We start from the raw sequence: 25,106 nt of genomic DNA, 5'->3' as shown, positions 1-25,106 counted from the left end.
GTCAGGGCGGTGGCGCCTGGGAGGCCAGCACGGACTGGAACGCGCGCAGGATCGTCTCGCCGCAGCCGACGCCCCGGTCGGCCAGCTCCACCACATGGCCGGCCGACCAGCCGCCGGCGGCCAGTTCGCCGTGTCCCGGCCGCCAGGCCAGGTCGGCGGCGAGCAGCAGGTCGGCGTCGAGCAGGGAGTCGCCGGCGGCGAGGGTCCGTACCGTCCCAGCGCGGCGGGCCACCTCGGCGACGGCGGCGCTCTTGGTGAGCGGCGCGGGCACCACATAGAGCTTGCGGCCCTGGAGGGAGACGGTCCAGCCGCGTGGCTCGGCCCAGGCGGCGAGCGTCTTGGGCCAGGCGTCGGGGAGGCGTTCCCGGTCCACCACCAGATAGGCGAAAAGGTCCTCGGCGGTGCGCTCGCGGAGCAGCCAGGACGGGTCGGCGGTGCGGCGCACCCGGGCGGTGACCTCGTCGAGCGTGGCGCAGTCGGCGGCCAGCCGGGCGCGGACGGAACGGTGCCAGCTCTCGTCGGACTCGCCGTCCACCAGCAGATGTCCGCCGTTGGCGCAGATCGCGTAGGGCGGCGGCGGTCCCGGCAGCCGCACCCGGAGGTACTGCTGCCGGGTGCGGGTGGTGGTGGGCACGAAGACGGCGCGCGGATCGGCGGCGAGGGCGGCCAGCAGGGTCGCCGCGGTCTCGGTGACGAAGGACTGCGGCCGGCCCTGGTAGGTCTCCACGCTGAGCAGCCGGGGCGCGGCGTGGTCGGGATCGGCCAGGGCGAGGGCGCCGGCCGAGTAGATCAGGGTGCGGTCGAGGTCGCTGGCGATCAGGGTGCGGTCCCCGCTCATCAGGCGGTCGTCCTTCCGTCGGCGCCGGTGGCGCCCCTGGTGTAGCGGGGGTGGATCAACCCGACGCAGCTGTAGGGGAGTTCGTCGACCTCCTCGACGGGCACCCCGCGCTGTTCGGCGAGCAGCCTGATGTGGTCGAGGTCGGCGCCGGCGCCGCGTCGGGCGAGGACGCGCCAGGGCACCCGGCGCAGCAGCACCCTGGTGGTCTCGCCGACGCCGGGTTTGACGAGGTTGACGTCGTTGATCTCGTAGCCCTCGCTGATGCGTTCCACCGCGCGCCAGCCGGCCCAGGTGGGGGCGCGGTCGGAGGCGAGCAGGGCGCCGGCCTCGGCCGCCGCCTCGGCCCGGACCTCGGCGAAACGGGCGGCGACCGTGTCCAGGAACTGGGCCGAGACGTCCGCCGCGGCCAGCTCGCGGTAGTGCTTGGCGCCGTGGAAGTCGTCGGGTCCGACCAGGTCGGCGCGGAGCACGGTGCGGGAGACAAGGCCGGAGACGGTGGAGTTGAGGCAGGCGGAGGGGATCAGGAAGTCGTCCCTGGTGCCATAGGTGGTGACGCAGCCGCCGGGGTCGGCGAGCACGGCGAGGGCGGGGTCGAAGCCGGGGAACGGGGCCAGGGCGGCGGCCAGTTCATGGGTGATCGCGCCCTTGCCGGTCCAGCCGTCGACGAACACCACATCGGCCGGATCGTGGTGGGCGGCCAGCCAGCGCAGCGCGGTGGTGTCGATGCCGCGTCCGCGCACGATGGACAGGGTGTAGTGCGGGGTTTCGATGCCGTGTGTCCGCTGGGCCCAGCGGCGCATCAGGATGCCCACCGGGGTGCCCGCTCTGGCCAGCGAGACCAGCACGGGCGGGCGTCCGGGGCCGCCGCGTTCGGCGAGCACCGTCTCCGTGACGGTGCCGACGGCGCGTGCGACCCGGCGCGCTGAGGCGTCCAGCGCGCTGTGGAAGAGGCGCTGGTAGGCGTCGGTCGGCTGGTATTCGACGGGCAGCGATTCGGCGTAGTGGGCGCCGCCGGACTGGATGGCCTCCTCGCGTTCCTCGGCCGGCGCCTCAAGGCGCACCTCGGAGAGGTCCTGGAGCAGCCAGCCCACCTCGTCGGCGCGGTAGGAGGAGAACGCGGGGCCGCGCAGCGGTTGCGGCAGCGGGCGGCGGTCCGGCAGCACGGTCAGCAGCAACGAGCCGGTGTGCGCGGCGAGTTGGGCGAGCAGTCCGCCCGGTGCCCGGAGCGCTTCGGTATCGCCGGCGGCGTCGGTGACCAGCACGACGGCGTCCCAGCCGCCGCCGGCCACGTTGTAGGCGTAGCGGGGTCCCGGGTCGGCGGGCGCGTCATGGGCGGGGAAGGCGAGGCGGCTGCGGATGGCGTAGCCCGGCTCGTCGACGGGGAGCACGGGCGAGCGGGTGGTGGTGGAGAAGTACACCTCGGCGTCCGGGCCGAGCGCCCGTTCGGTCGCCTCGGCGAGCCGCAGCGGGGTGTACATCAGCTCCTCGGTGCCCAGCACCAGAACGCGCCGGGCGTGCGCCGGGAGTGCGGCGGCCAACTCGGCGCCCAGGGTGGGCAGGGCGGCTTCGAGCCGGGCGCGGTGCGCCGGGGTGTAACCGTGCCGCGCGCCGTCGGGCAGCCCGTCCGGCCAGCTCAGCGCGGTGCGGCGGGGGACGAGGCGCTGCCGGGGGACAGCTGTGGAGGCGGCGCCCCGGGGTCCGGCCTCGTGTTCGGTCTCGTGTCCGGCCTGGTGTTCAGCCTCGTGTTCAGCGACGAGGGCGGCACCGCGTGCCAGCACATCGTCGGGGAGCGCGACCCGGCCCTCGGCCAGCGCGATCACCTGCACCGTCGCGCCCAGTTCGGCAGCGAACTTGGCCAGTTCGGCCCGGTCCTGATCGGATCGGGTGTCCACCAGGGCGGCCACCACATAACGGGACCTCGGCCACCGCCGGTGCAGCGCCGCGATGGTGTTACGGATGGTGCGGCCGGTGGACAGCTCGTCGTCGACCAGCACCAGGGGGCCCTGACCGGCGAGCATGCCGGGGTCGCTGGGCGACAGCAGATGCGAGGTGTGGTGGCTGTGCTCCTCCTCGAATCCGCCGACCGAGGGGAATCCGGGCACCGCACGCCGGGTGGAGTGCAGATAGCCGGCGCCGCCGAGGCCGTCGGCGACGCTGTGGCCCAGGCCCGTCGCGGTCTCCGCGTACCCCAGCACCACGGCGGAGGCCGCCGCCTCGCCCAGCGTCCCCCCGACCCGCCGGCCCAGTTCGAGCCCGGTGCCGTGCACCACCCCGGGGCGCTGCGGCACATGCTTGCCCAGCACCCGGGAGACCAGCAGATGCGCCCGCCGGGGGTTGCGCCGCAGCGCGAGCCCCAGCAACTCCTCGGTCCCGGGCCCCGTGAGGCGTATCCCGAGCCGCCTGGTCACCCACTCCCCCGGCCATATCGGGCCGGTCACGCGTTGCCCGCCGCAAGCAGATCCACGAAGTCCACTCCGTCCCTGGCGACGCCGAACACCTCGGCGCGCAACATGGTCCTCTCGGCCCAGGCGCGGTGCGGCTTCACCTCGTTCATCTTGTTTGTATAAGAGGATCGCAACACCCCACCGCCACCGGGACCCGCGTCCAGGATGTCGGCGGCGTCGCTGAACTCCTCGTGGCTGACCACGGACAGCGCGTGCACGGGGGCCACATGCGAGGGGTGGATGCAGGTCTTGCCCATCAGGCCGTTGGCCCGGTCCAGCTCGATCTCCCGCAGCAGACCGTCGATATCGTGCTCGATCAGCCGGGCGCGCAGCTTCTCGGCGCGCCCGCTGAACGGGGTGTAGCGCAGCTGGGGCTTGAACATCCGCTCCTGACGGCGGAAGTACTCCCAGACGGGTCCGGTCACGGTGAAGCCCGAACCGTCGGCGCGGCCCAGCACGTTCACCACGTCGGCGATCACCGAGGCGACCAGGCCGACGTCGTACGCCGTGGCGTCCGGGGTGCGGCGCAACCCGTAGGCCGCGCAGAAGTCCGTCACCCCGAGCCGCACGGCCGGTATACGTTCACGGTGTTTCTCCACCAGGTCGGCCACCGCGCGCAGCCCCTCCTGGCGGCTCTCCAGATGCAGCAGCTCGGGCGACTCCAGCACCGGCATCACCAACAGCCGGCGCCCGCACAGCACCTCGGCCGCCTGGGCCGCCGCCAGGAAGGCGGCGCCCGAGGCGGCGGTGAACTTGGGCAGCACAAAGCCGGTGAGCAGTTCGATGTCCGCGCCCAACCGGGTGGTCAGATCGAGGATCTGGGACGGCTCCCGGACCCGCACGAAGAGCAACGGCACCCCCTCGGGGCCGCCCTCGCCCGCCAGCCGCCGGAACTGCCTCAGCAGGTTCTCCTCGGCGGCCGGCACATCGGCGTCGCTGATGGAGTCCTCCAGGCACAGCACCATGGAGACCACGCCGGTGCGGACCTGCTTGCGGATGTCCTCCGCGAGCCTGGGCCGGGTCGCGGGCGCGTAGAGCGTGGCGCCCAGCGCGAAGCCGACGGTTCTGACCGGGGAATCGGGGCCGAAATCGACCGGCTCCCGATGGAACAGCTCACGACGACGCGCAGCCGAAAGGTGCCCGTAGTGCCGCATGATGACCCCGATCTTCCCCACCCTCCGGCCGTCTGGCTGACGTCACCGGTTTCGGGCCATCGTAAGCTCGGCATTGTTTCGGCAGTATGGCGCCAGGCAGGATTCGGGGTATGGAGCGTGTGGTGGAGCCGGACGGGCCGCTGCGGCTAACCACCGGCCGGGTGCGGGTGGAGCTGCGGTGGGGATGGCACCACGACGGCGAGGGCGCGCCCGACCTCGATCTGTCGGCGTTCCTCCTCGGCCGGGACGGCCGGGTGGGCCACGAGGGCGACTTCGTCTTCTACAACCAGCCGAGCCACCCGGGCGGCCTGGTGCGGCGGCTGCCCAAGTACCGCACGGCGCACGGGGTCACGGAGGGGATCGAGGCGGAGCTGTCCGGCCTTGACGAGTCCATCGCGCGCCTCGCCCTGGCCGCCTCGGCGGACGGCGGCTTCCGGAGCGAGCTGAGCCGCCCCCGGCTGGCCCTCTTCGAGACGGGTCGGGAGGCGGCGCCGCTCGCCGAGCTGCCGCTGCGCCCGGGGCCGGCCGAGACGGCGCTGCTCTGCGGGGAGTTGCGCCGCGCGGCCGACGGCGGCTGGGCCTTCCATCGGATCGAACGCGGCTTCACCGGCGGGTTGGTGGCGCTGGCCGCCGAGTTCGGCATCAGCGCGGCGCGCCGACCGCCGCCCACGCCGTTCGGCAGCCAGCAGACGGACTCGCTCTTCCAGCTGCCGCCGCAGGGGCCGCAGTTCATGCCGGGCGGCGCCGCCTGAGCGGCGGAAAACCACACGGCCGGGGCGCGGCCGGCTACTTCTGCTTCTGCGCGCGCCCCCAGGACATGCCCCAGCCGTAGAGCCGGTCGATCTCGGACTGGAAGCCGTAGACGTATTTGACCTCGCGCCGCGCGACCAGCTGCCCCTTGTGCGGCTCGATCATCACCACGGCACAGGAACGGGCCTGCGGCGGCGGATCGGTGCAGCCGATCTCGACGTTGTTCCCGTCGGGCATGGCGAGGGTGACCACCACATCGGCGCGGTCGAACGTGGGGGCGCCGTCGTAGATGTAGACGAAGATCAACAGCCGCTTGAACTCGTCCTTGTTGTCGAGGTTGATATAGAGATGCTCGCCCGAGCCGGTGCCGAAGCGGTCGTCACCGCTGAGCTTGCAGTACGGCGGATCGTTGAAATCCCCCAGCAGGCCGCCGAGGGACTGGACCACGCCCGTGGTGCCGTCCGTCAGCTCGTACATGCAGGCCAGATCGAAGTCCATGCTGGCGACGCCGTGCGAATGGCCCAGCAGCTCGGCGGGCTTGAAGACGGCCAGCGGATGGCGCCAGTTGTTCATCAGGCGGCGCTGGGACTTGCCGAAGTCGCTGTTGTTCCGCATCCGCCAGGTGAGGTCGACGCGGAGCGTGCCGCCCTCCGAGCCGTCGTTGGTGAGGGTGGCGGTGGGGTTGCGCCGGGTCAGCTCGGAGGCGTAGCTCATGGCGCCGCCCGTCGAATCGAACTTCTGGCTGTCCGCACCGCCGCGCCAGTATGTCCACAGGGACACCATGCGGGCCCACCCCTTGCCTTTCCTCGCACTCCCCCGACGCGCCGCCCGACGCCCCGGGAACGACCGCGCGCCTCTCGCGCGCCGTCGGTAACGGGACGGTCTCGGACCGTCCCGTTACAGGCTTCCGCGTTTGACGGTCCCTCACACTCCGGACGTCACTTGTTTCTTGCCCTCGCCGGAGAGTTCGTCCCTGCGGTTGGCCCGCAGCGAGGAGTAGAAGGCGGCGAAGATCAGACCGACGCCGACCAGGCCCGTGACGACCTCGGGCAGATGCCAACGGATGCTGATCAACAGCATCACGGCCAGCGCGCCGATGGCGTAGTGCGCGCCGTGCTCCAGATAGCGGTAGTCGTCCAGGGTGCCCTGGCGGACCAGGTAGATGGTGAGGGAACGGACGTACATCGCGCCGATGCCGAGGCCGAGCGCCATCTCGAAGATCTGGTTGGTGATGGCGAAGGCGCCGATCACGCCGTCGAAGGAGAAGGAGGCGTCCAGGACTTCGAGGTAGAGGAAGAGGAAGAACGCGGCCTTGCCTGCCACGCCCTCGGCCGAGGGCTTCTTGCCGGCCCGGCGGGCCGCCTCCTCCTCCTCGTTCAACCGCTCCTGGTCGTCCTCCAGGCGGTTCTCGAAGTAGCCGGAGAGGCCGCCGACGAAGAGGTAGGTCAGCAGGCCGAGGGAGCCGGCGAGCAGCACCGTCTCGGCCTTGTCGGCATGCGTTCCGCCGTGCTGGTACGCCTGGTCGGCGATGGTGGTGGCGGTGACCAGCAGCGCGGTGAGGGCGACGCCGACGGAGAAGCCGTCGATCCGGCTCAGCTTGGACAGCGGACGCTCAAGCGGGCCGATCCATTTGACGTCCCGCTCCTGGAAGATGAAGTTGAGGAAGATCATCAGCAGGAACATCCCGCCGAACGCCGCGATCGACGGATGCGCGTCGGTGACCATCTCGGAGTAGCGGTCGGGGTCGTCGACCGCCAGCTCGACGGCCTCGATCGGCCCCACCCCCGCCGTGATGGCGACGATGGCGACCGGGAACACGAGCCGCATGCCGAAGACCGCGATCAGGATGCCGATCGTCAGGAAGATCTTCTGCCAGAACTCGTTCATCCGTTTGAGGACACCCGCGTTGACCACGGCGTTGTCGAAGGAGAGCGAGATCTCCAGGATGGAGAGGATCGCCACCACGGCGAAGCCCTCCCAGCCCCAGAGGTAGAACGCCAGTAGCAGTCCCGCGATCGTTACGCCGAAGGACCAGCCAAAAGTCTTGAGAATCACGAGTAGTCCAGTCTTCCGCACGGGATCGCGGTGGTTATACAGGCGAACATGTCAAACGGTGCCCTGGCACTCCAGGGAGGGCTCGGACGCTGCATGGGAGTGCGGACCGATCACAGCTTCCGCAGCGCGGCCACGTAGTCGTCGAGATCGCGGGCGTCCGGCAGATCGTTGACCACCGTCCACCTGACCACACCGGAGCGGTCGATGATGAACGTGCCACGGACCGCGCAGCCCTTGTCCTCGGCGAAGACGCCATAGGCGCGGGAGACCTCGCCGTGCGGCCAGAAGTCGGACAGCAGTGGGTAGTCCAGGCCCTCCTGCTCGGAGAAGACCCGCAGCGAGGGGGGCGCGTCGTTGGAGACCGCCAGCAGCTGGACCTCGTCGTTGACGAAGCTCGGCAGCCGGTCCCGCAGCTCGCACAGCTCGCCGGTGCACACCCCGGTGAACGCGAAGGGATAGAACAGCAGCACCACGTTCTTCTCCCCACGGAAGTCGGCGAGGCTCACCGACTGACCGTGCTGGTCTCTCAGCGTGAAGTCAGGTGCCTTGGTACCAGGCTCTATCGCCATGCGCGCTTCATCCGTTTCCCGTGGGCCGGCAAAGTGGCCGGCAAAGTGACCGGCCCAGCCTACGCGTCGCCCATAAACCGGCCGTAAACCGACTGAGCGCCCCCGGGTGGTCACCGGGCTCCGACACCGTCGGGGCCCTGCTCACCGGGGGCGCTTGAAGGTCCGGCGCTACTTCTTGCCGGCCGTCTTGGGGGTCACCAGGCGGCTCCCCGACCAGTCCTTGCCGGCGCTGACGCTGCTGGTCTGGGCCAGCCCCGCGGTCTGCGCCGCCTCACCGATCTCGCTGGGCTCGACATAGCCCTCGCGCCCCGTCTTGGGCGTCAGCAGCCAGACCGGCGCCCCCGGGTCGATCAGCGTGGTGGCGTCGACCAGCGCGTCGGTCAGGTCGCCGTCATCGTCGCGGAACCACAGCACCACCGCGTCGGCCACGTCGTCATAGCTCTCGTCCACGAGGTCCTGACCGGTGATGGCCTCGATCCCCTCGCGGAGTTCCTGCTCGGCGTCCTCGTCGTAGCCGAGTTCCTGGACCACCTGTCCGGGCTGAAAACCCAGCCTGGCGGCTGGGTTGGTCCGCTCCTCCGCGTGGTCCGCGGTCGCGCTCACGGATAGCTCCTGTCCTGTGTCGGGTACGTAGTGGAGTACGTAACGGTACGTGCCGCGCGCGTGCGCGGCTTGGGGCGTAGTCCACACGGGCGGGGCGGATCGCGCAAGTACCCCACCCCCGAGCCCGCCCAAACGTTGACGTCTTGGCCCATGGGCGGGTGATCTGCGCCATAGCGCGGGGAACGGGTGTTCGCGGTCGGCTGAGGTCGGGAGCGTAGGCTGCCAAGTCGGCCCTGGGCTCAGGAGCACCGCCGAGACGCCCCCCGGGGAGGACCGCCATGGCACGTGAGGTGAGGATTACCACCCAGTAGAGATGACGTTTCGCCGTCGGCGGTCCACGATGGAGGCGGCGCGACACAGCAGAGCAGACAACTCACAGTGAAGGAACAGCGTGGCTTCCGGATCAGATCGCAACCCGATCATCATTGGCGGCCTTCCCAGCCAGGTCCCGGACTTCGACCCTGAGGAGACTCAGGAGTGGCTTGACTCGCTCGACGCCGCGGTCGACGAACGAGGCCGGGAACGGGCCCGCTATCTCATGCTCCGGCTGATCGAGCGCGCCCGTGAGAAGCGGGTGGCCGTGCCAGAGATGCGCAGCACGGACTACGTCAACACCATCGCGACCAAGGACGAGCCGTACTTCCCCGGTGACGAGGAGGTGGAGCGGAAGGTCCTCAACGCGACCCGCTGGAACGCGGCCGTGATGGTCTCCCGCGCCCAGCGGCCCGGTATCGGCGTGGGTGGGCACATCGCCACCTTCGGCTCCTCGGCGTCCCTGTACGACGTGGGCTTCAACCACTTCTTCCGCGGCAAGGACGGCGGTGACGGCGGCGACCAGGTGTACTTCCAGGGTCACGCCTCGCCCGGCATCTACGCCCGGGCCTTTCTCCTCGACCGGCTGACCGAACAGCACCTGGACGCCTTCCGACAGGAACGCTCCAAGGCCCCCTACGGCCTCTCCAGCTATCCGCACCCGCGGATGATGCCCGACTTCTGGGAGTTCCCCACGGTCTCCATGGGCCTGGGGCCGATCAGCGCCATCTACCAGGCCAGGATGAACCGCTACATGGAGGCGCGCGGCATCGCCGACACCTCCAAGTCGCGGGTCTACGCCTTCCTCGGCGACGGCGAGATGGACGAGCCCGAGTCGCTCGGTCAGCTCACCCTCGCCGCCCGGGAGGGCCTGGACAACCTGACGTTCGTGGTCAACTGCAACCTGCAGCGCCTCGACGGCCCGGTGCGCGGCAACGGCAAGATCATGCAGGAGCTGGAGTCCCAGTTCAGGGGCGCCGGCTGGAACGTCATCAAGCTGGTCTGGGACCGCAGCTGGGACCCGCTGCTGGCGCAGGACCGGGACGGCGTGCTGGTCAACAAGCTGAACACCACGCCCGACGGCCAGTTCCAGACGTACGCGACGGAGACCGGCGCGTACATCCGCGACCACTTCTTCGGCAGCGACCAGCGGCTGCGGGCCATGGTCGAGAACATGACCGACGACCAGATCCTGCATCTGGGCCGGGGCGGCCACGACCACCGCAAGGTCTACGCGGCCTACCAGGCGGCCAAGGAGCACAAGGGCCAGCCCACGGTGATCCTGGCCCAGACGATCAAGGGCTGGATGCTCGGCCCGAGCTTCGAGGGCCGCAACGCGACCCACCAGATGAAGAAGCTCACCGTCGCCGACCTGAAGCGCTTCCGGGACCGGCTGCACCTGCCGATCCCCGACAAGGAGCTGGAGTCGGGCCTGCCGCCCTACTACCACCCGGGTCGGGACTCGGAGGAGATCCAGTACATGCACGACCGGCGGCGCGAGCTGGGCGGCTATGTGCCGACCCGGGTGGTGCGCGCCAAGCCGCTGCCGCAGCCGGCCGAGAAGACGTACGCCGCGGTCCGCAAGGGCTCCGGGCAGCAGCAGGTGGCCACGACCATGGCCTTTGTGCGGCTGCTCAAGGACCTGATGCGGGACAAGGAGATCGGCAAGCGCTTCGTGCCGATCGCGCCGGACGAGTACCGCACCTTCGGCATGGACTCGCTGTTCCCCTCGGCCAAGATCTACAACCCGCTGGGGCAGACCTACGAGTCGGTCGACCGCGATCTGCTGCTCTCCTACAAGGAGTCGCCGACCGGTCAGATGCTGCACGACGGGATCAGCGAGGCCGGCTGTACGGCGTCGCTGATCGCCGCGGGCTCGGCCTATGCCACGCACGGTGAGCATCTGATCCCGGTCTATGTCTTCTACTCGATGTTCGGGTTCCAGCGCACCGGTGACCAGTTCTGGCAGATGGGCGACCAGCTGGCGCGCGGTTTCGTCCTGGGCGCGACCGCCGGGCGCACCACGCTGACCGGTGAGGGCACCCAGCACGCGGACGGGCACAGCCATCTGCTGGCCTCGACCAACCCGGCCTGTGTCGCCTACGACCCGGCGTACGGCTATGAGATCGCGCATATCGTGCGGGACGGCCTGCGGCGGATGTACGGCGAGAACGCCGAGGACGTCTTCTACTACCTGACCGTCTACAACGAGCCGATCAACCAGCCGGCCGAGCCGGACGGCGTCGATGTCGACGGCATCCTCAAGGGCCTGCACCGGGTCAGCGTCGGCGGGTCCGGCAACGTCCCGGCGCAGATCCTGGCCTCCGGCGTCGCGGTGCCGTGGGCGATCGAGGCGCAGTCCATCCTGGCGAACGAGTGGGGCGTGAAGGCGGACGTCTGGTCCGCCACCTCCTGGAACGAGCTGCGCCGCGAGGCGGTGGCGGTCGAGGAGCACAACCTGCTGCATCCGGAGGAGGAGCAGCAGGTGCCCTATGTCACCCGCAAGCTCCAGGGCACCGAGGGACCGGTCCTGGCGGTTTCCGACTGGATGCGCTCGGTTCCGGACCAGATCGCCCGGTGGGTGCCCAACACCTACCAGTCGCTGGGCGGTGACGGCTTCGGCTTCGCCGACACCAGGGGCGCCGCGCGGCGGTTCTTCCACATCGACGCCCAGTCGATCGTCCTCGGCGTGCTCACCGAGCTGGCCAAGGAGGGCAAGATCGACCGCTCGGTGCTGAAGCAGGCCATCGACCGGTACCAGCTGCTCGACGTGGCCGCGGCCGATCCGGGCCCGGCCGGCGGCGACGCCTGACGCGACGGCCGCGCCCCCTCGGGCGCGGCCACCACGGTGCCCGGTGGTCGGTCGACCACCGGGCACCGTGCTGTTTTTCCGGACGACCTACCCGAATGCCCCATCGGGGCACGTATTATCGGCCGACAGTGTTGTCTTCGTCGTCTTGGTGGCCGTTCCGGCCATCTCATCAGCTCGCCAGGGGCCGTCTGCTCCCCGGCACCGCCCACCCCGTCCGTCGGGTGCTGCTCGCACTGGTCGTGGTGCTGGTCGTGCTGGCCACGGCCGGCTGGCTGGCCAGCACCAGGCAGGACGCGCCGAACCCGTTGGCCATCCAGCTGAGCGAATGGGCGCACGCGGAGGTCGCCGGCCGCCGACCGCCGTCGGCCGACGCGCCGCCCGCCGAGGTGGCGGCGTTCTTCGCCGACCTGGGCACCGCGCGGAGCGAGCGGCTGGCCGAACGCTTCCCGCTGGTCGTCGGCAACCTCTCCGGCGCGCCCGTCCCCCTGCGCTACCAGGCCAACCGGCGGGCGATCGAGGACGCCAGAGCCGTCGAACTACGCCGCGCCGAGGACGCGCGGCTCTCCCCCGAGGGCCAGGGGGACGCCGCGCGCCGCGCCCACCGGCTGGCCTCCCTGCTCCGCGCCGACCGGCAGATCCTCGCGTTCGACCCCACCGGCCCCGGCCGGGTCGCCGAGGTGTTCGGCGATCTGACGACGGCGGACCGGATCTCCCTGCTGGTGCCGGGGGTCGACACCGATCTGATCACCTTCGAACGCACCGAGGGCCGGTACACCGCCCCCGCCGGAATGGCCCAGGCCCTGCTCGCCGAGGAACGCGCCCAGGCCCCCGGCATCGCCGCCGCCACCATCGCCTGGGCCGACTACGACGCGCCGCCCGGGCTGGCCATGTCGGCGGCCACCGCCGGACGGGCCGAACGCGGCGCCGCACGGCTGCTCGACACCCTGGCCGGGCTGCCGTCCGACGCGGAACTGGCGCTCTTCTGCCACTCCTACGGCTCCGTGGTCTGCGGCGTGGCGGCGGACGAGCTGCCGTCCCGGGTCACCGACATCGCCGTCACCGGCAGCCCGGGGATGCGCGCCGACAGCGTCGCCGACCTCGGCACCTCGGCCCGCGTCTGGGCGATGCGGGCGGCGGACGACTGGGTCGCCGACCTGCCGCATCTCTCGATCGGCCCGCTGGGCCACGGCACGGACCCCGTCTCCCCGGCGTTCGGCGCCCGTCGGCTCAGCGACGAGGGGGCGCACGGGCACGACGGCTACTACCAGCCGGGGGCGCACAGCCTGCGCGCGCTGGCGCTGGTGGGCGCCGGCGTGAACGCCGCGACGGACTGCGCCCCTGGCGGCGACGGTTGCGCGGCGTTCACCACCTGCCCCGAACCGGTTCATGCCGGCGGTCAGACAAGCTGACGCGAACACACCCATCCGAGGGAAGACTTTTCGTCGGTGCCGCCCCTTACGATGACCCGCATGGGTGATGTGCTGGCCGGAATCCACTCCACATGGGAGTTCGACACCGACTCCGTGCTCATCCGCTTCGAACGGGGGATCCGCACGCCGAAGCTCTTCCAGGCGCTGGGCGAACGCCGCATCCCGTACGAGGCGTTGAGTTCGGTCGAGCTGGCCCCGGGGGCCCGCAAAGGAACGGTGGTGCTGCAAGCGGTGCCGCGTCCCGGCGCCGATCCGCTGCTGGAAGCGGCGGCCGGGCAGCTGCGGCAGGCGGCCGACCCCTATCGGCTGGTGCTGCCGGCCGAGCGGGAGTCGCTGGCCGAGTACTACGCCGGCGAGGTGCGTTCGGCGCTCGGCCCCGAGGCCGACGAGGAGGCGGACCGCCATCTGGTGGCGGCCCCGACCACGCCGCTGCAGTTCAAGGCGTACGACGGCAAGGTCTCCTTCGACGGAAAGCTGGTCACCTTCCGCTGGTTCAGGACGGGCGCGTCCTCGGCCAAGTGGAAGGCGGGGGACCAGTTCTTCCCCGTCGGCGAGCTGGGCGGCGTCGAATGGCGCTCGCCCGAGGTCTCCGGCGGCCATCTGCGGCTGCTGCGGCGCGGCCAGGACGGGCAGCAGGAGAAGGACCGGCCGCCGGTGGACCAGGATCCGGCCACGGTGGTCTTCGACATCGGCTACGGCCTGGTCCACGAGTCGCTGCCGCTCGCCGCCGCCGTGCTGGAGTCCATACGCGCGGCCGAGCCCAGCGGGAACGGCCGCCGGGACGGCGTCGGCCGCGAGTACCGGGCCGACCCGGCGGACATAGCCGACCGCATCCGCCACCTCGGCGACCTGCACCAGGCGGGGCTGCTCACGGACGAGGAGTTCACCACCAAGAAGCGGTCGCTGCTCGCCGAGCTGTGAGCCGGCGCCGCCTCGCCGCCGGGCCCCATGGTCAGTCCGGTATGTCCGTGTAGATGCTGATCTTGAAGTCCAGTACGTTCAGCGTGCTCTGGAGCTCGGCGATCCGCCGGCGCACGTCCTCCCGCGTCGCACGGAGCAGCTCGCGGCGCTCGGCGAAGGTGTGGTCCCCCTGCCGCACCAGATCCGCGTACCGCACCATGTCCGCCACCGCCATGCCGGTCAGCCGCAACTTGCCGACCAGGGCGAGCCATTCCAGATCGCGGTTGCGGTAACGCCGCTGACCCGTGTGCGAACGGTCGATATGCGGCATCAGCCCGATGCGTTCGTACCAGCGCAACGTGTGGGCGCTCAGCCCGGTGTGCTCGGCGACCTCGCTGATCGTGTAGTGGTCCTCCCCCTCGGGACGCGGGTACGGCCGGTCCAACGCGGCACAGTGGTCCACCTGCTCGGTCTGGTCGTCCGGATGCGGTGAGAGCGACGGCTGGGTCTGCGTCAGGGTCATGGCCTCCACGCTAGAAGGTTGGAGTGCACTCCAGGCAAGCGGTTACTCGCCTCGGGCCTCCTGGGCCCGGGGCCAGAAGGCCCGTTGTCGGAGCGCCGCGCTACGCTCGGCGGCATGCGAAGCCTGGAGTTGATCGACAGCTGGCCGGTGGACACGGTGGCCACCGGTGTGGTCACCGCCGACGGCGCGGTGGCCGGCGCCCGGGGGCCGATCGAGCTGGCCTTTCCGTTGGCCAGCGTCACCAAGCCGCTGACCGCCTACGCCGCGCTGATAGCGGTCGAGGAGGGCGCGATCGAGCTGGACGATCCGGCGGGCCCCGAGGGCTCCACGGTCCGCCATCTGCTGGCGCACGCCTCCGGGCTCGCCTTCGACGAGCACCGCGCGATGGCGCCGCCGGGACAGCGCAGGCTCTACTCCAACGCCGGCTTCGAGGTGCTGGGCGATGTCATCGCCAAGGCCACGGGAATGCCGTTCGCCGAGTATCTGCGGCAGGCGGTGTGCGAGCCGCTCGGCCTGACGGCGACGGAGCTGCCGGGCTCCCCCGCCAAGGACGGCGTCTCCTCCGTCGCCGACCTGCTGCGCTTCGGCGCCGAACTGCTCTCCCCCCGGCTGCTGGCCCGCGAGACGCTGGACGAGGCGACATCCGTGGTCTTCCCCGGCCTCAACGGCGTGCTGCCCGGCTACGGCCACCAGAAGCCGAACGACTGGGGCCTCGGCTTCTCGCTCCGCGACCACAAGTCCCCGCACTGGACGGGCGCCCTCTCCTCGCCGCGCACCTTCGGCCACTTCGGCCAGTCCGGCACGTTCCTCTGGATCGACCCGGACGCGGGCGCCGCCTGCGCCACCCTCACCGACCGCCCCTTCGGCCCCTGGGCCACCGACATCTGGCCGGCCCTCACCGACGCGATCCTCACCGAGCTCAGCCCGGGGCCGGGCACCCCCTGACCCCGGCCCTGGGACCGGACGGGCCCGGGCGGGGCCCCCAACCGACGGGGCCCGGGCTCAGCGGGTCTGGCCCCAGGCCGGGCAGGCGTTGGCCGAAACCGAGCCCGGGGGCGGGGCTCGGCAGCGAACTGCAGTAGTGGGTGGGGTTGGACGGGCCGTGGAGGACTCGGTCGGCAAGCCCTGACACGCTCACGGCGCCCGGCCCAAGGCCGGGGCCCAACGAACCCGAGGCCGGGCAGGCCCCAACCGACGGGGCCCGGGGCCGGGTACGGCTTCGCGGGCACAGGCAGTCGGGCCGGGCAGGCCGGCGCAGAAACCGGGCGGGCCCGGGCCGGACAGGCCAAGGCCCGGCAGGCTCGGGCCGCCAGGGCCAGGAGGGTCAGACCGAGCGGGCCCAAGGCCCGGCCCGGGGGCTCAGCAGACCACCGGCCGCGAGCCCGAACCCGGGGCTCAACGGGCCGCCGGGCCCGGAGCCCTGGGGCCAGGCGGGCCCGGGCGGTTCGCGTCGAGCCGGGGTCGGGACCCGACAGGGCGAGGCCGGGCAGGCGTTGGCCGAAACCGGGCCCGGGCCGAGGCCGGGCAGACCAAAGCCTGCCAGGGTCAGGAGGGTCAAGACCGAGCGGGCCCGGGGCCCGGCAAGGGCTCGGCTGGCAGGTCGAGGCGAGGGGCCGGGAGGTCAGGAGTCAGGGGGCAGCGGCCGGGGGCTTGGGGCAGCCGGGGTGCCGGCCAGGTGCCAGAGGAGGGCTTCGGTCGGGGTGCGGGCGGTCAGGGTCACCGCGTGCGGCGTGCCGAGCCGCGCGCTGTCGCCCGCCGCCAGGCGGGCGCGGCCCACCGCGCCGGAGGCGACCAGCTCGGCCGAGCCCGACATGAGTTGCAGATGGCGCAGCGGTCCTGGCGGGAGCCCGGCGGGCTCGCCGGCGGCCAGCCGCAGCAGCCGCAGGGTGGCCGAGGTGCGCGGAAGCCGGTACGGGGTGCCGGGCTCGAAACCGCGCACCACCTCGTACTCGGCTGCGCCGCCCGGCTCTTCGGGGACGAGCCACATCTGCGCGAACCGCAGCGGCCGCGTCCCTTCGTTGCGTTCGCTGTGCCGCACGCCGCCGCCGGCGGTCAGCCGGGCCAGATCGCCGGCCCGGACGACCGTGCGCGCCCCGGTGTCGTCCTCGTGGGTCAGCTCGCCCTCGATCACCCAGCTGACGATCTCCACATCCCGGTGCGGGTGCGGCGCGAAGCCGGCCCCCGGGGCCAGCCGTTCCTCGTTGCAGGCGGTCAGTTGGCCGAAGCGCAGGTTGTCCGGGTCGTAGAAGTCGCCGAAGGAGAACGCGTGCCTGGTGTCGATTCCGGCGGGCGGGTCGCCGCCCCGGTAGCGGTCGTCGGCCCGCACGATTCGCACCCCGGTTCGCGACATGACGCCCAGGTTATCCCGCACTTCGGCCGCCTCCACGGCACCGGGTGACACCCCCCGGGGCATGGGGCCGAGGGAAATGAGGCAGGCTGGACCCGTGTCCGATGCCGATGAGAAGCAGGCTCATGCCGCCACCGTTCGCCGCCTTGAGCAGTCCTCGGGCAAGCTGGCCGCCGCCGCGATCGCGCGGATGGATCAGCAGTTGTCCTGGTACCGCGCCATGCCGCCGGAGAACCGCTCCTGGATCGGGCTGGTCGCCCAGGCGGGGATCGCCGCGTTCACCGAGTGGTTCCGGCACCCGGACACCCCGCAGGCGATCAGCACCGATGTCTTCGGTACCGCGCCCCGCGAGCTGACCCGGGCGGTGACCCTGCGGCAGACGGTCGAGATGGTGCGCACCACCATCGAGGTCATGGAGTCGGCGGTGGACGAACTCGCGCCGTCGGGCAGCGAGATGGCGCTGCGCAACGCGCTGCTGGTCTATGCCAGGGAGATCGCGTTCGCGACCGCGCAGGTCTACGCCCAGGCCGCCGAGGCGCGCGGCGCCTGGGACGCGCGGCTCGAATCGCTGGTGGTCAACGCGGTGGTGTCGGGCGAGGCCGACGAGAGCGACGTGTCCAGGGCGGCCGCGTTGGGCTGGCGTACCCCCGAGCATGTGGTGGTGGTGCTGGGCAGCGCGCCCAGCGGCGACAGCGAGTTGACGGTGGAGGCGATCCGCCGGGCGGCCCGGTACGCGAAGCTCCAGGTGCTGACCGGCGTGCTGGGCAAGCGGCTGGTGGTGATCGCGGGGGGCAGCGACGATCCGGTGCAGGCGGCGAAGGCGCTGATCGGACCGTTCGCCGAGGGTCCCGTGGTGGCGGGCCCGGTGGTGCGGGATCTGCTGTCGGCGACCAGCTCCGCGCGGGCCGCGGCGGCCGGCCTGCGGGCCTGCGCCGCCTGGCCGGACGCGCCGCGTCCGGTGCTGGCCGACGATCTGCTGCCGGAGCGTGCGATGGCCGGCGATCCGGCGGCGCGCACGCTGCTGCTGGAGGAGATCTACAGACCGCTGCAGGAGGCGGGCTCGGCGCTGCTGGAGACGTTGAGCGTCTATCTGGAGCAGGCCAGCAGTCTGGAGGGTGCGGCCAGAATGTTGTTTGTACATCCCAACACCGTTCGCTACCGCCTCAGACGTGTGACTGATGTCACCGGGTGGCCCCCTTCCGATGTGCGGTCGGCCTTTACACTGCGCATCGCCCTGATGCTCGGTCGGCTCGCTGACGGAGATCCCGCCGCCTGACTTTTATGGGATGGCTACAAATCCAACGACTGTTCTTCGTTCTCGCCACCACCGGTGGCGAACCCCCGAACCGGGAGAGAGTGAGAAGGTGCTCGTACTCGTCGCCCCCGGCCAGGGCTCCCAGGCCCCTGGCTTTCTCGAACCGTGGCTCGAACTTCCTGGAGTGGCCGATCGCCTTGGCGACTGGTCCGAAGTGGTCGGCCTCGATCTGATCCGTTATGGAACAGAGGCGGATGCCGACGAGATCAGAAACACCGCGATCGCCCAGCCCCTGCTGGTGGCCGGCGCCCTGCTGTCCGCCCATGAGCTGTTCGGCGCGGAGTCGGCGCCCGCGCCGGCCCGGGTGCTGGGCGCGGTCGCCGGGCACAGCGTCGGCGAGCTGCCGGCGGCGGTCGTCGCCGGTGCCCTGACGGAACGCGAGGCGATGGCGCTGGTGGCCCGCAGGGCGAGCGCCATGGCCGAGGCCGCCTCGGTCACCGAGACGGGGATGTCCGCCGTGTTGGGCGGCGACCCGGACGAGGTGGCCGCGACGCTGGACAAGTTGGGCCTCACGGTCGCCAACAACAACGGCGGTGGCCAGCTGGTCGCGGCCGGCACGCTGGAGCAGCTGGCGGCGCTCTTCGCCGACAAGCCCGACAAGGCGCGGGTGCTGCCGCTCAAGGTGGCAGGCGCCTTCCACACCACGTACATGGAGCCGGCCGTCGCCGAGATGGAGCGGGCGGTGGCCGGGCTCACGCCGGCGGATCCGGGCGTTCCGTTCGTGTCGAACGCGGACGGCGCCGCGCTCACGGACGGCGCCGAGGTGCTGCGCCGGCTGGTGGCGCAGGTGTCGAGCCCGGTCCGCTGGGATCTGTGCGTGGAGACGTTCCAGCAGATGGGGGCCACCGCGCTGATCGAGCTGCTGCCGGCCGGCACGTTGGCGAGCCTGGCCCGGCGGAACCTGCCCGGCGTGACCCGGGTCGCGATCAAGCGCCCGGAACAGTTGGAGTCGGCCCGCGCGCTCATAGCCGAGTACGCGGACCGAGCCCACGAGACAGCCGAATAGGAGCAGGACATGCCCCCCGCCACACTCAAGGCCAGCCGCGGCGCACCCTATGCGCGGCTGGTCGGCGTCGGTGGCTACCGGCCCACCCGGGTGGTGCCCAACGAGGAGATCCTCCGGCACATCGAGTCCTCGGACGAGTGGATTCGTTCGCGTTCGGGGATCGTCACCCGGCACTGGGCCGGTCCCGAGGAGACCGTCGCCGAGATGGCTCTCGCGGCGGCGGGCAAGGCGATCGCCGACGCCGGGATCACCGCGCGGCAGGTGGACGCCGTGGTGATCTCCACGGTGTCGCACTTCGCGCAGACCCCGGGCATCGCCACCCAGATCGCGCACCGGCTGGGCACGGAGAACGCGCCGGCCTTCGACATCTCGGCGGCCTGTGCCGGCTTCGGCTACGGACTGACCGTCGGCAAGGGCCTGATCGTCGACGGCAGCGCCAGCCATGTGCTGGTGGTGGGGGTGGAGCGGCTGTCGGATCTCACCGATCTGACCGACCGGTCCACCGCCTTCCTGTTCGGCGACGGCGCCGGCGCCGTGGTGCTCGGCCCCTCGCTCGAGCCGGCTCTCGGCCCCACGGTGTGGGGCTCGGAGGGCGACAAGGCGGACGTCATCGGGCAGACGGTTCCGTGGAACGAGTACCAGCCGGGAGACCGTTTCCCGGCGCTGCGGCAGGAGGGCCAGACGGTCTTCCGCTGGGCCGTCTACGAGATGGCCAAGGTCGCTCAACAGGCGCTGGACGCCGCCGGTATCACCGTGGACGATCTGGACGTCTTCATCCCACACCAGGCCAATATGCGGATCATCGACTCGATGGTGAAGACTCTCAAGCTGCCGGAGCATGTCGCGGTGGCCAGGGACATCGAGACCACGGGCAACACCTCGGCCGCCTCCATTCCGCTCGCCATGGAGCGGATGTTGGCGACCGGACAGGCGAGAAGCGGCGACACCGCGCTCGTCATCGGCTTCGGGGCGGGTCTGGTGTACGCGGCCACGGTCGTTACTCTCCCCTAAGCAAGGACCTCACCGGCCAGGACCCGAGCGTTTCATCCGGGTTCACCGCGAGGGTCCATGGATCAACATCCGCGCGGTATCCACCGCAGCATACGAAGGAGCGCCGTCATGGCTGCCAGCCGGGAAGAGATCATCGCCGGTCTCGCCGAGATCGTGAACGAGATCGCCGGTATCCCCAACGACGAGGTGACCGAGGAGAAGTCGTTCACCGACGACCTCGACGTCGACTCGCTGTCCATGGTCGAGGTGGTCGTCGCCGCCGAGGAGCGCTTCGGCGTCAAGATCCCTGACGACGACGTCAAGGGCCTCAAGACCGTGGGCGACGCCGTCGGTTACATCGCCGACCACCAGGGCTGACGGGGAAGACCCCCGAGGCTCCACGCGCTGTTCGCCACCCTTCGGGGTGGCCTGCGGCACCATCCCCGATCTAGCGGAGTAAGAGAACTGTGAACGCGACCAATCGAGCGGTGGTTGTCACCGGTGTCGGCGCAACCACACCGCTGGGTGGCGACAGCGCGACCACCTGGGAGGCCATGCTCGCCGGTGAGTCCGGCGCGCGTCCCCTCACCCAGGAGTGGGCGGCCGATCTCCCGGTCACCTTCGCCGCGACCGCCGCGGTCGATCCGAGTGAGGTCCTGCCCAGACCGCAGGCCCGCAAGCTGGACAGGTCGGCCCAGTTCGCGCTGATCTCGGCCAGGGAGGCGTGGGCGGACGCCGGCTTCCAGGGCAGAGCCGGCGAGGACGCGGATGTCGATCCCGATCGGTTGGGCGCCGTGGTGGCCTCCGGCATCGGTGGAGTGACCACGCTGCTGAGCCAGTACGACCGGCTCAGGGAGCTCGGCGCCCGTAAGGTGTCGCCGCACACGGTCCCGATGCTGATGCCCAACAGCCCCTCGGCCAACGTGAGTCTGGACGTGGGCGCGCGCGCCGGCACGCACACCCCGGTGAGCGCCTGCGCGTCGGGCGCGGAGGCGGTGGGCTACGCCTGGGACATGATCCGTTCCGGTCGCGCCGATGTGGTGGTGGCCGGCGGCACGGAGGCCAGCGTCCATCCGCTGCCGATCGCGGCCTTCGCCAACATGATGGCGATGTCCAAGGACAACGAGCACCCGAAGACGGCCTCCCGGCCGTTCGATGTGGACCGCACCGGCTTCGTGCTGGGCGAGGGCTCCGGCATAGTGGTGCTGGAGTCCGCCGACCACGCGGCGCGACGGGGCGCCCGGGTGTACTGCGAACTGCTCGGTCAGGGGCTCTCCTCCGACGCGCACCACATCGCACAGCCGGAGCCGACGGGCCGGGGTATCGCGATGGCGCTGCGGCATCTGCTGGCCAACACCGATCTGAAGCCGGAGCAGCTGGCCCACGCGAACGCGCACGCCACGTCGACGCCCCAGGGCGACCTGGCCGAGGTGCGGGCGTTGCGGGAGGTCTTCGGCGAGCATCTGGACCAGGTGGCGATCTCGGCGACCAAGTCGATGACGGGCCATCTGCTGGGCGGCGCCGGCGGCGTCGCCACGGTGGCGACGGCGCTCGCCCTCTACCACCGGACGGCGCCCCCGACGATCAACGTGGACAACCTCGACCCCGAGGTGAACGCCGACATCGTGGTCGGCAAGCCCCGCGAACTCCCCAGCGGCACCATCGCCGCCCTCAGCGACTCCTTCGGCTTCGGCGGCCACAACGTGGTCCTCGCCCTCCGCACGGTGTAGCCGCGCAGCTCAGCCGCCTGTTGAGGGGGCCCCGGGCGGAGCCCGGGGCCCCCTCCTCGTTCCGCCGCTGCGCGGCGGGGAGGCGGCGCGGGCCTCGCATGGGCGGATCAGACCTGGGCTATCAGGGCGTAGCGTTCGTCGGCTACCGGGCCGCCCCAGAGGGTGGGATCGCTCGTGAGGGGCTCGACGCGCAGCCGGGCGACGAGGGGGCGGACTGCGTCGGCCAACTCCGCCGCGGCCACGCCACCGTGCGAGGGCAGCTCCCCCGCCCGGCGACATAGGCCTGGCCCGCCTCCCGCCACCGCCCCGCAGGAGCGTGCCCCCCGGACGAAGCCGCGCGCCCCAGGCGCGCAGCGCGGCACGGGGGTCGGGCAGCGTCCACACCAGGTGCCGGGACAGGACGACGTCGAAGGTGCCCCCGCCGGTGGGCGGGGCCTCGGCGTCGCCCACCGGAAACCGGCCCCGAAGGCCGGCGGCGGCCAGTTTCGCGCGCGCCTGATCGACCATCCTCGGGGCGAGGTCAACGCCGGTGACCCGATGGCCTGCCTCGGCCACCAGCCGGGAGAGCGAGCCGGTGCCACACCCCACGTCGAGAACGTCCTGCTCGGCGCCCGGTATCCAGGAGGCCAGGCGGCTGGCCCATGCCGCACGGGTCGGCTCCTGGCGCAGGCCGTGGTCCGGCTCGTCGTCGAAGGTGTCGGCAGCGGCGTCCCAGTACGTTCGGATGGCGGTCGCATCGGTCATGGGTGCATCGTGCCAGCCGGCACTGACAGTGCCGGCTGGGTCACGGTGGTCCCTCAGGGGCAGCGGATGACCTGGCCGGCCCAGGCGAGGCCGCCGCCGAAGGCGAAGAGGAGGACGGGGGCGCCGATCGGGATCTCGCGGCGTTCGACCAGCTTGGCCAGCGCCAGCGGCACCGAGGCGGCCGAGGTGTTGCCGGAGTGCACGACATCCGTGGCGACCACGGCGTCGGGGGCCTTCAGCTGGCGGGCCAGGGATTCGATGATGCGCAGATTGGCCTGGTGGGTGACGATGCCGGCCAGTTCGGAGGGCGCGACGCCGGCCCGTTCGCAGGCGAGCCGGGCGATGGGCGCCAACTCGGTGGTGGCCCAGCGGAAGACCGTCTGGCCCTCCTGGCCGAACCTGGGCTGCCAGGCGCCCTCAAGACGGACGGCGCCGGCCCGCGACGGGTCGGAGCCCCAGACGACCGGGCCGATGCCGTCGGCCGGGCCGTCGTGGCTGACGATGGCCGCGCCGGCCCCGTCGCCGAGCAGGACGCAGCTGGAGCGGTCGGTCCAGTCGGTGACCTCGGACATCCGCTCGGCGCCGATCACCAGCGCGTGGGAGGCGGCGCCGGCGCGTACCGTGTGGTCGGCGGTGGCGAGCGCGGTGGTGAAGCCGGCGCAGCCGTTGTTGAGGTCGAAGGTGACGGCGTCGGGGATGCCGAGCCGGCCGGCGACCCTGGCCGCGTTGCTGGGGACCCGGTCCCTGGCGCTGCAGGTGGCGACGATCACCTGGCCGATCTGCTCGGGCGCGAGCCCGGACGCGGCCAGTGCCTTGCCCGCGGCGGCGGTGGCGAGATCGGCGACGGACTCCTCCTTGGCGATGTGCCGGGTGGCGATCCCGGTGCGCTGCCTGATCCAGGTGTCGTCGGTGTCCACCATGGTGGCGAGCTCGTCGTTGGTGAGGACCTGCTCGGGCTGGTAGTGCCCCAGGGCGTGGATGCGCGTCATGGGAGGCATGATAGCGACCGACCGGTCGGACGCTATAGGCCGACGGTCTCTATAGTGGGGACATGAGCCCCCGTCACTCCCTGGCCGAGGCCAGGCAGACCCGTGAGCGCATCATCCAGCGGAGCGTCGACGTCGCGTCCGTGGAGGGGTTGAGCGGGTTGACCCTGGGCCGGCTGGCGGCCGATCTCGGCATCAGCAAGTCGGGCCTGCTCGGGCACTTCGGCACCAAGGAGGCCCTGCAGCTGGCCGCGTTGGAGCGCGGCGCGGTGATCTTCGACCGGGAGGTGTGGCGCCCGGCGTCGGGCGCCACCCCCGGGCTGCCCCGGCTGCGCGCCGTCTGCGCGGCGTGGATCTCGTATCTGGAGCGGGGGGTGTTCCCCGGCGGCTGTCTCTTTGTCAGCTCGACGTTCGAGTTCGACGGCAGGGGCGGCCGGGTGCTGACGCTGCTCCGCCGCCAGTTCCGGGCGTGGGCGCGGCGGCTGACGGGCGAGCTGCGGACGGCCGTGGCGCGGGGGGAGCTGCCGCCGGAGACGGATCCGGGGCAGCTGGTCTTCGAGCTGTACGGGGTCATGATGAGCCTGAACCACTCCATCCAGCTCGGCGCCGATCCCGCCGCGGCCGTCCGGGCGGGGCACGCGGTGGAGCGACTGCTGGGTCAGCCGGCCGCCGGCTCCGGGTCGAAGCTGGCGTAGTAGGAGGCGGCCATGTCCCGGTCGCCGTGGCCCTGGGCGGAGGCGCGGGCCAGCCGGTCGAGGCCTGCGGCGGCCACGTCGAGACGGACGCCGGCGGTGTCGGCGGCGTCGACGATCAGCCGGGCGTCCTTGAGCGCGGTGTCGACGGCGAAGCTGGGGGCCAGTTCGCCGGCCTCGATGGCCGCCGCCTTGGTGTGCAGATAGCCGAGGTCGAGCGGTCCGCCGGCGATGGCGTCCAGGAAGTCGGCGGTTTCGACGCCCAGCCCTTGGGCCAGGGCCAGGGCCTCGGCGGTGCCATGGGTGATGGCCAACACCCAGCTGTTGCAGACGAGTTTGAGCCGGGTGGCGGCGCCGGGGGTGTCGCCGACCCAGATGGCGCGGCTGCCGATCGCGGCCAGCACCGGGGCCAGTCGGCCCCTGGTGGCCTCGGGTCCGGCGGCCAGGATGGTGAGCGTGCCCTCCTCTGCCGGCTGTCGGGTGCCGAGCACGGGGGCGTCGATCAGGGTGATTCCGTGCTCTTCGGCGAGGGCGACCAGCCGGTCGAGGCCGGCGATGCCGGCGGTGGTGCACTGGGCCCAGACGACATCGGGGGCGAGCCCGGGGAGCGCCGCGGTGACGGCCTCGGCGGCGGCTTCGCCGTCGTGGAGGACGGTGAGGACGACGCCGGCGCCGGCGACCGCCTCGGCGGGGGTGTCGGCGACCACGATGCCGTCCTCGGCCAGCGGCTCGGCCTTCGCCCTGGTGCGGTTCCAGACCCGGACGTCGAGGCCGGCGCGACAGAGGTTGCGGGCCATCGCCGCGCCCATGATGCCGGTGCCGAGCACGGCGATGGAGGTCGGTTCGGTGCTGCGCTGCGCGCTGTTGTCGATCATGGCCGCACGCTAACTCGCTTTCGCGAACGGG

22 protein-coding genes and 1 pseudogene are annotated in these 25,106 nt (G+C 71.8%); 11 read left to right on the top strand and 12 right to left on the bottom strand.

Annotated features, from left to right (window positions below; all coding sequences use genetic code 11):
* Window position 1: 1 nt before the first annotated feature.
* From AOM46_RS03590 to AOM46_RS03580, 3 genes are read right to left on the bottom strand one after another with little or no spacing between them, the layout of a single operon-like run.
* Window positions 2-838, bottom strand: a complete 837-nt coding sequence (locus AOM46_RS03590) for a hypothetical protein (RefSeq protein WP_062205422.1) — start codon at window positions 836-838, stop codon at window positions 2-4.
* Window positions 838-3,276, bottom strand: coding sequence for a phosphoribosyltransferase (locus AOM46_RS03585; RefSeq protein WP_062205419.1), 2,439 nt, complete (start codon window positions 3,274-3,276; stop codon window positions 838-840). The genes AOM46_RS03590 and AOM46_RS03585 overlap by 1 nt, the downstream gene beginning before the upstream one ends.
* Window positions 3,273-4,436 (bottom strand): HpcH/HpaI aldolase/citrate lyase family protein, encoded by a 1,164-nt coding sequence (locus tag AOM46_RS03580; RefSeq protein ID WP_062206376.1) that lies wholly within the window; start codon window positions 4,434-4,436, stop codon window positions 3,273-3,275. The genes AOM46_RS03585 and AOM46_RS03580 overlap by 4 nt, the downstream gene beginning before the upstream one ends.
* 110 nt (window positions 4,437-4,546) lie before the next feature.
* Here AOM46_RS03580 and AOM46_RS03575 point away from each other — a divergent pair, with 110 nt between their 5' ends.
* Complete coding sequence (locus AOM46_RS03575; RefSeq protein ID WP_062205416.1) at window positions 4,547-5,188, top strand: TerD family protein; 642 nt, start codon at window positions 4,547-4,549, stop codon at window positions 5,186-5,188.
* A gap of 34 nt (window positions 5,189-5,222) precedes the next feature.
* On the opposite strand, the gene AOM46_RS03570 is transcribed toward AOM46_RS03575, so the two are convergent.
* The 4 genes from AOM46_RS03570 to AOM46_RS03555 form a co-directional block, all read right to left on the bottom strand.
* Entirely contained in the window at window positions 5,223-5,969 is a 747-nt protein-coding gene (locus AOM46_RS03570; RefSeq protein WP_062205413.1) for a Tellurium resistance, read from the bottom strand.
* 141 nt (window positions 5,970-6,110) lie between these two features.
* Window positions 6,111-7,241: a DUF475 domain-containing protein gene (locus AOM46_RS03565; protein ID WP_062205411.1), complete on the bottom strand. Its 1,131-nt coding sequence runs from the start codon at window positions 7,239-7,241 to the stop codon at window positions 6,111-6,113.
* A gap of 110 nt (window positions 7,242-7,351) precedes the next feature.
* Complete coding sequence (locus tag AOM46_RS03560) at window positions 7,352-7,810, bottom strand: peroxiredoxin (protein WP_062205408.1); 459 nt, start codon at window positions 7,808-7,810, stop codon at window positions 7,352-7,354.
* A gap of 168 nt (window positions 7,811-7,978) precedes the next feature.
* On the bottom strand, window positions 7,979-8,413 hold the full coding sequence (locus tag AOM46_RS03555; RefSeq protein ID WP_062205405.1) for a DUF3052 domain-containing protein: 435 nt from the start codon (window positions 8,411-8,413) through the stop codon (window positions 7,979-7,981).
* Window positions 8,414-8,804: 391 nt separating this feature from the next.
* On the opposite strand from AOM46_RS03555, the gene aceE reads away from it, so the two are divergent.
* From aceE to AOM46_RS03540, 3 genes are all read left to right on the top strand, one after another.
* Entirely contained in the window at window positions 8,805-11,537 is a 2,733-nt protein-coding gene (aceE, locus tag AOM46_RS03550) for a pyruvate dehydrogenase (acetyl-transferring), homodimeric type (protein ID WP_062205402.1), read from the top strand.
* A gap of 221 nt (window positions 11,538-11,758) precedes the next feature.
* The gene (locus tag AOM46_RS03545; RefSeq protein ID WP_234313609.1) at window positions 11,759-12,946 is read left to right on the top strand and encodes an alpha/beta hydrolase; all 1,188 of its coding nucleotides are present in this window, start codon (window positions 11,759-11,761) and stop codon (window positions 12,944-12,946) included.
* 60 nt (window positions 12,947-13,006) lie between these two features.
* Complete coding sequence (locus AOM46_RS03540; RefSeq protein WP_062206369.1) at window positions 13,007-13,888, top strand: DUF4429 domain-containing protein; 882 nt, start codon at window positions 13,007-13,009, stop codon at window positions 13,886-13,888.
* A gap of 31 nt (window positions 13,889-13,919) precedes the next feature.
* Here AOM46_RS03540 and AOM46_RS03535 read toward each other — a convergent pair whose 3' ends face one another.
* Complete coding sequence (locus AOM46_RS03535; protein ID WP_062205398.1) at window positions 13,920-14,390, bottom strand: MerR family transcriptional regulator; 471 nt, start codon at window positions 14,388-14,390, stop codon at window positions 13,920-13,922.
* 114 nt (window positions 14,391-14,504) lie between these two features.
* Between AOM46_RS03535 and AOM46_RS03530 the strand changes: the two genes are divergently transcribed.
* Window positions 14,505-15,335 (top strand): serine hydrolase, encoded by an 831-nt coding sequence (locus AOM46_RS03530; RefSeq protein WP_062205395.1) that lies wholly within the window; start codon window positions 14,505-14,507, stop codon window positions 15,333-15,335.
* 676 nt (window positions 15,336-16,011) lie between these two features.
* Here AOM46_RS03530 and AOM46_RS03525 read toward each other — a convergent pair.
* Window positions 16,012-16,740, bottom strand: a complete 729-nt coding sequence (locus AOM46_RS03525) for a pirin family protein (protein WP_062205392.1) — start codon at window positions 16,738-16,740, stop codon at window positions 16,012-16,014.
* 94 nt (window positions 16,741-16,834) lie between these two features.
* Between AOM46_RS03525 and AOM46_RS03520 the strand changes: the two genes are divergently transcribed.
* From AOM46_RS03520 to AOM46_RS03500, 5 genes are all read left to right on the top strand, one after another.
* Window positions 16,835-18,013, top strand: coding sequence for a CdaR family transcriptional regulator (locus AOM46_RS03520; RefSeq protein WP_234313608.1), 1,179 nt, complete (start codon window positions 16,835-16,837; stop codon window positions 18,011-18,013).
* An 88-nt stretch (window positions 18,014-18,101) separates the two neighbouring features.
* The gene (locus AOM46_RS03515; protein ID WP_062205386.1) at window positions 18,102-19,058 is read left to right on the top strand and encodes an ACP S-malonyltransferase; all 957 of its coding nucleotides are present in this window, start codon (window positions 18,102-18,104) and stop codon (window positions 19,056-19,058) included.
* Between the two features lie 9 nt (window positions 19,059-19,067).
* Complete coding sequence (locus AOM46_RS03510; protein ID WP_062205383.1) at window positions 19,068-20,069, top strand: ketoacyl-ACP synthase III; 1,002 nt, start codon at window positions 19,068-19,070, stop codon at window positions 20,067-20,069.
* 108 nt (window positions 20,070-20,177) lie between these two features.
* A complete protein-coding gene (locus AOM46_RS03505; protein ID WP_062205380.1) occupies window positions 20,178-20,426 on the top strand; it encodes an acyl carrier protein in 249 nt (82 codons plus the stop codon).
* Between the two features lie 89 nt (window positions 20,427-20,515).
* A complete protein-coding gene (locus AOM46_RS03500) occupies window positions 20,516-21,778 on the top strand; it encodes a beta-ketoacyl synthase (protein WP_062205378.1) in 1,263 nt (420 codons plus the stop codon).
* A 369-nt stretch (window positions 21,779-22,147) separates the two neighbouring features.
* Here the strand turns inward: AOM46_RS03500 and AOM46_RS35985 are convergent.
* Together AOM46_RS35985 and AOM46_RS03490 are read right to left on the bottom strand one after the other, a co-directional pair.
* Window positions 22,148-22,522 (bottom strand): annotated as a pseudogene (locus AOM46_RS35985) (class I SAM-dependent methyltransferase); the annotation flags it as partial.
* A 53-nt stretch (window positions 22,523-22,575) separates the two neighbouring features.
* On the bottom strand, window positions 22,576-23,520 hold the full coding sequence (locus tag AOM46_RS03490; protein WP_062205376.1) for a beta-ketoacyl-ACP synthase III: 945 nt from the start codon (window positions 23,518-23,520) through the stop codon (window positions 22,576-22,578).
* Between the two features lie 53 nt (window positions 23,521-23,573).
* Here AOM46_RS03490 and AOM46_RS03485 point away from each other — a divergent pair, with 53 nt between their 5' ends.
* The gene (locus tag AOM46_RS03485) at window positions 23,574-24,203 is read left to right on the top strand and encodes a TetR/AcrR family transcriptional regulator (protein WP_062205373.1); all 630 of its coding nucleotides are present in this window, start codon (window positions 23,574-23,576) and stop codon (window positions 24,201-24,203) included.
* On the opposite strand, the gene AOM46_RS03480 is transcribed toward AOM46_RS03485, so the two are convergent.
* Window positions 24,167-25,075 (bottom strand): NAD(P)-dependent oxidoreductase, encoded by a 909-nt coding sequence (locus tag AOM46_RS03480; protein WP_062205370.1) that lies wholly within the window; start codon window positions 25,073-25,075, stop codon window positions 24,167-24,169. The genes AOM46_RS03485 and AOM46_RS03480 overlap by 37 nt on opposite strands.
* Between the last annotated feature and the right edge of the window lie 31 nt (window positions 25,076-25,106).

It is taken from the genome of Streptomyces sp. NBRC 109706 (assembly GCF_000974485.1).
Taxonomy (GTDB): domain Bacteria; phylum Actinomycetota; class Actinomycetes; order Streptomycetales; family Streptomycetaceae; genus Streptomyces.
Note: the sequence above shows the minus strand (reverse complement) of the source record. Positions and strands in the feature narration are given on the sequence as shown.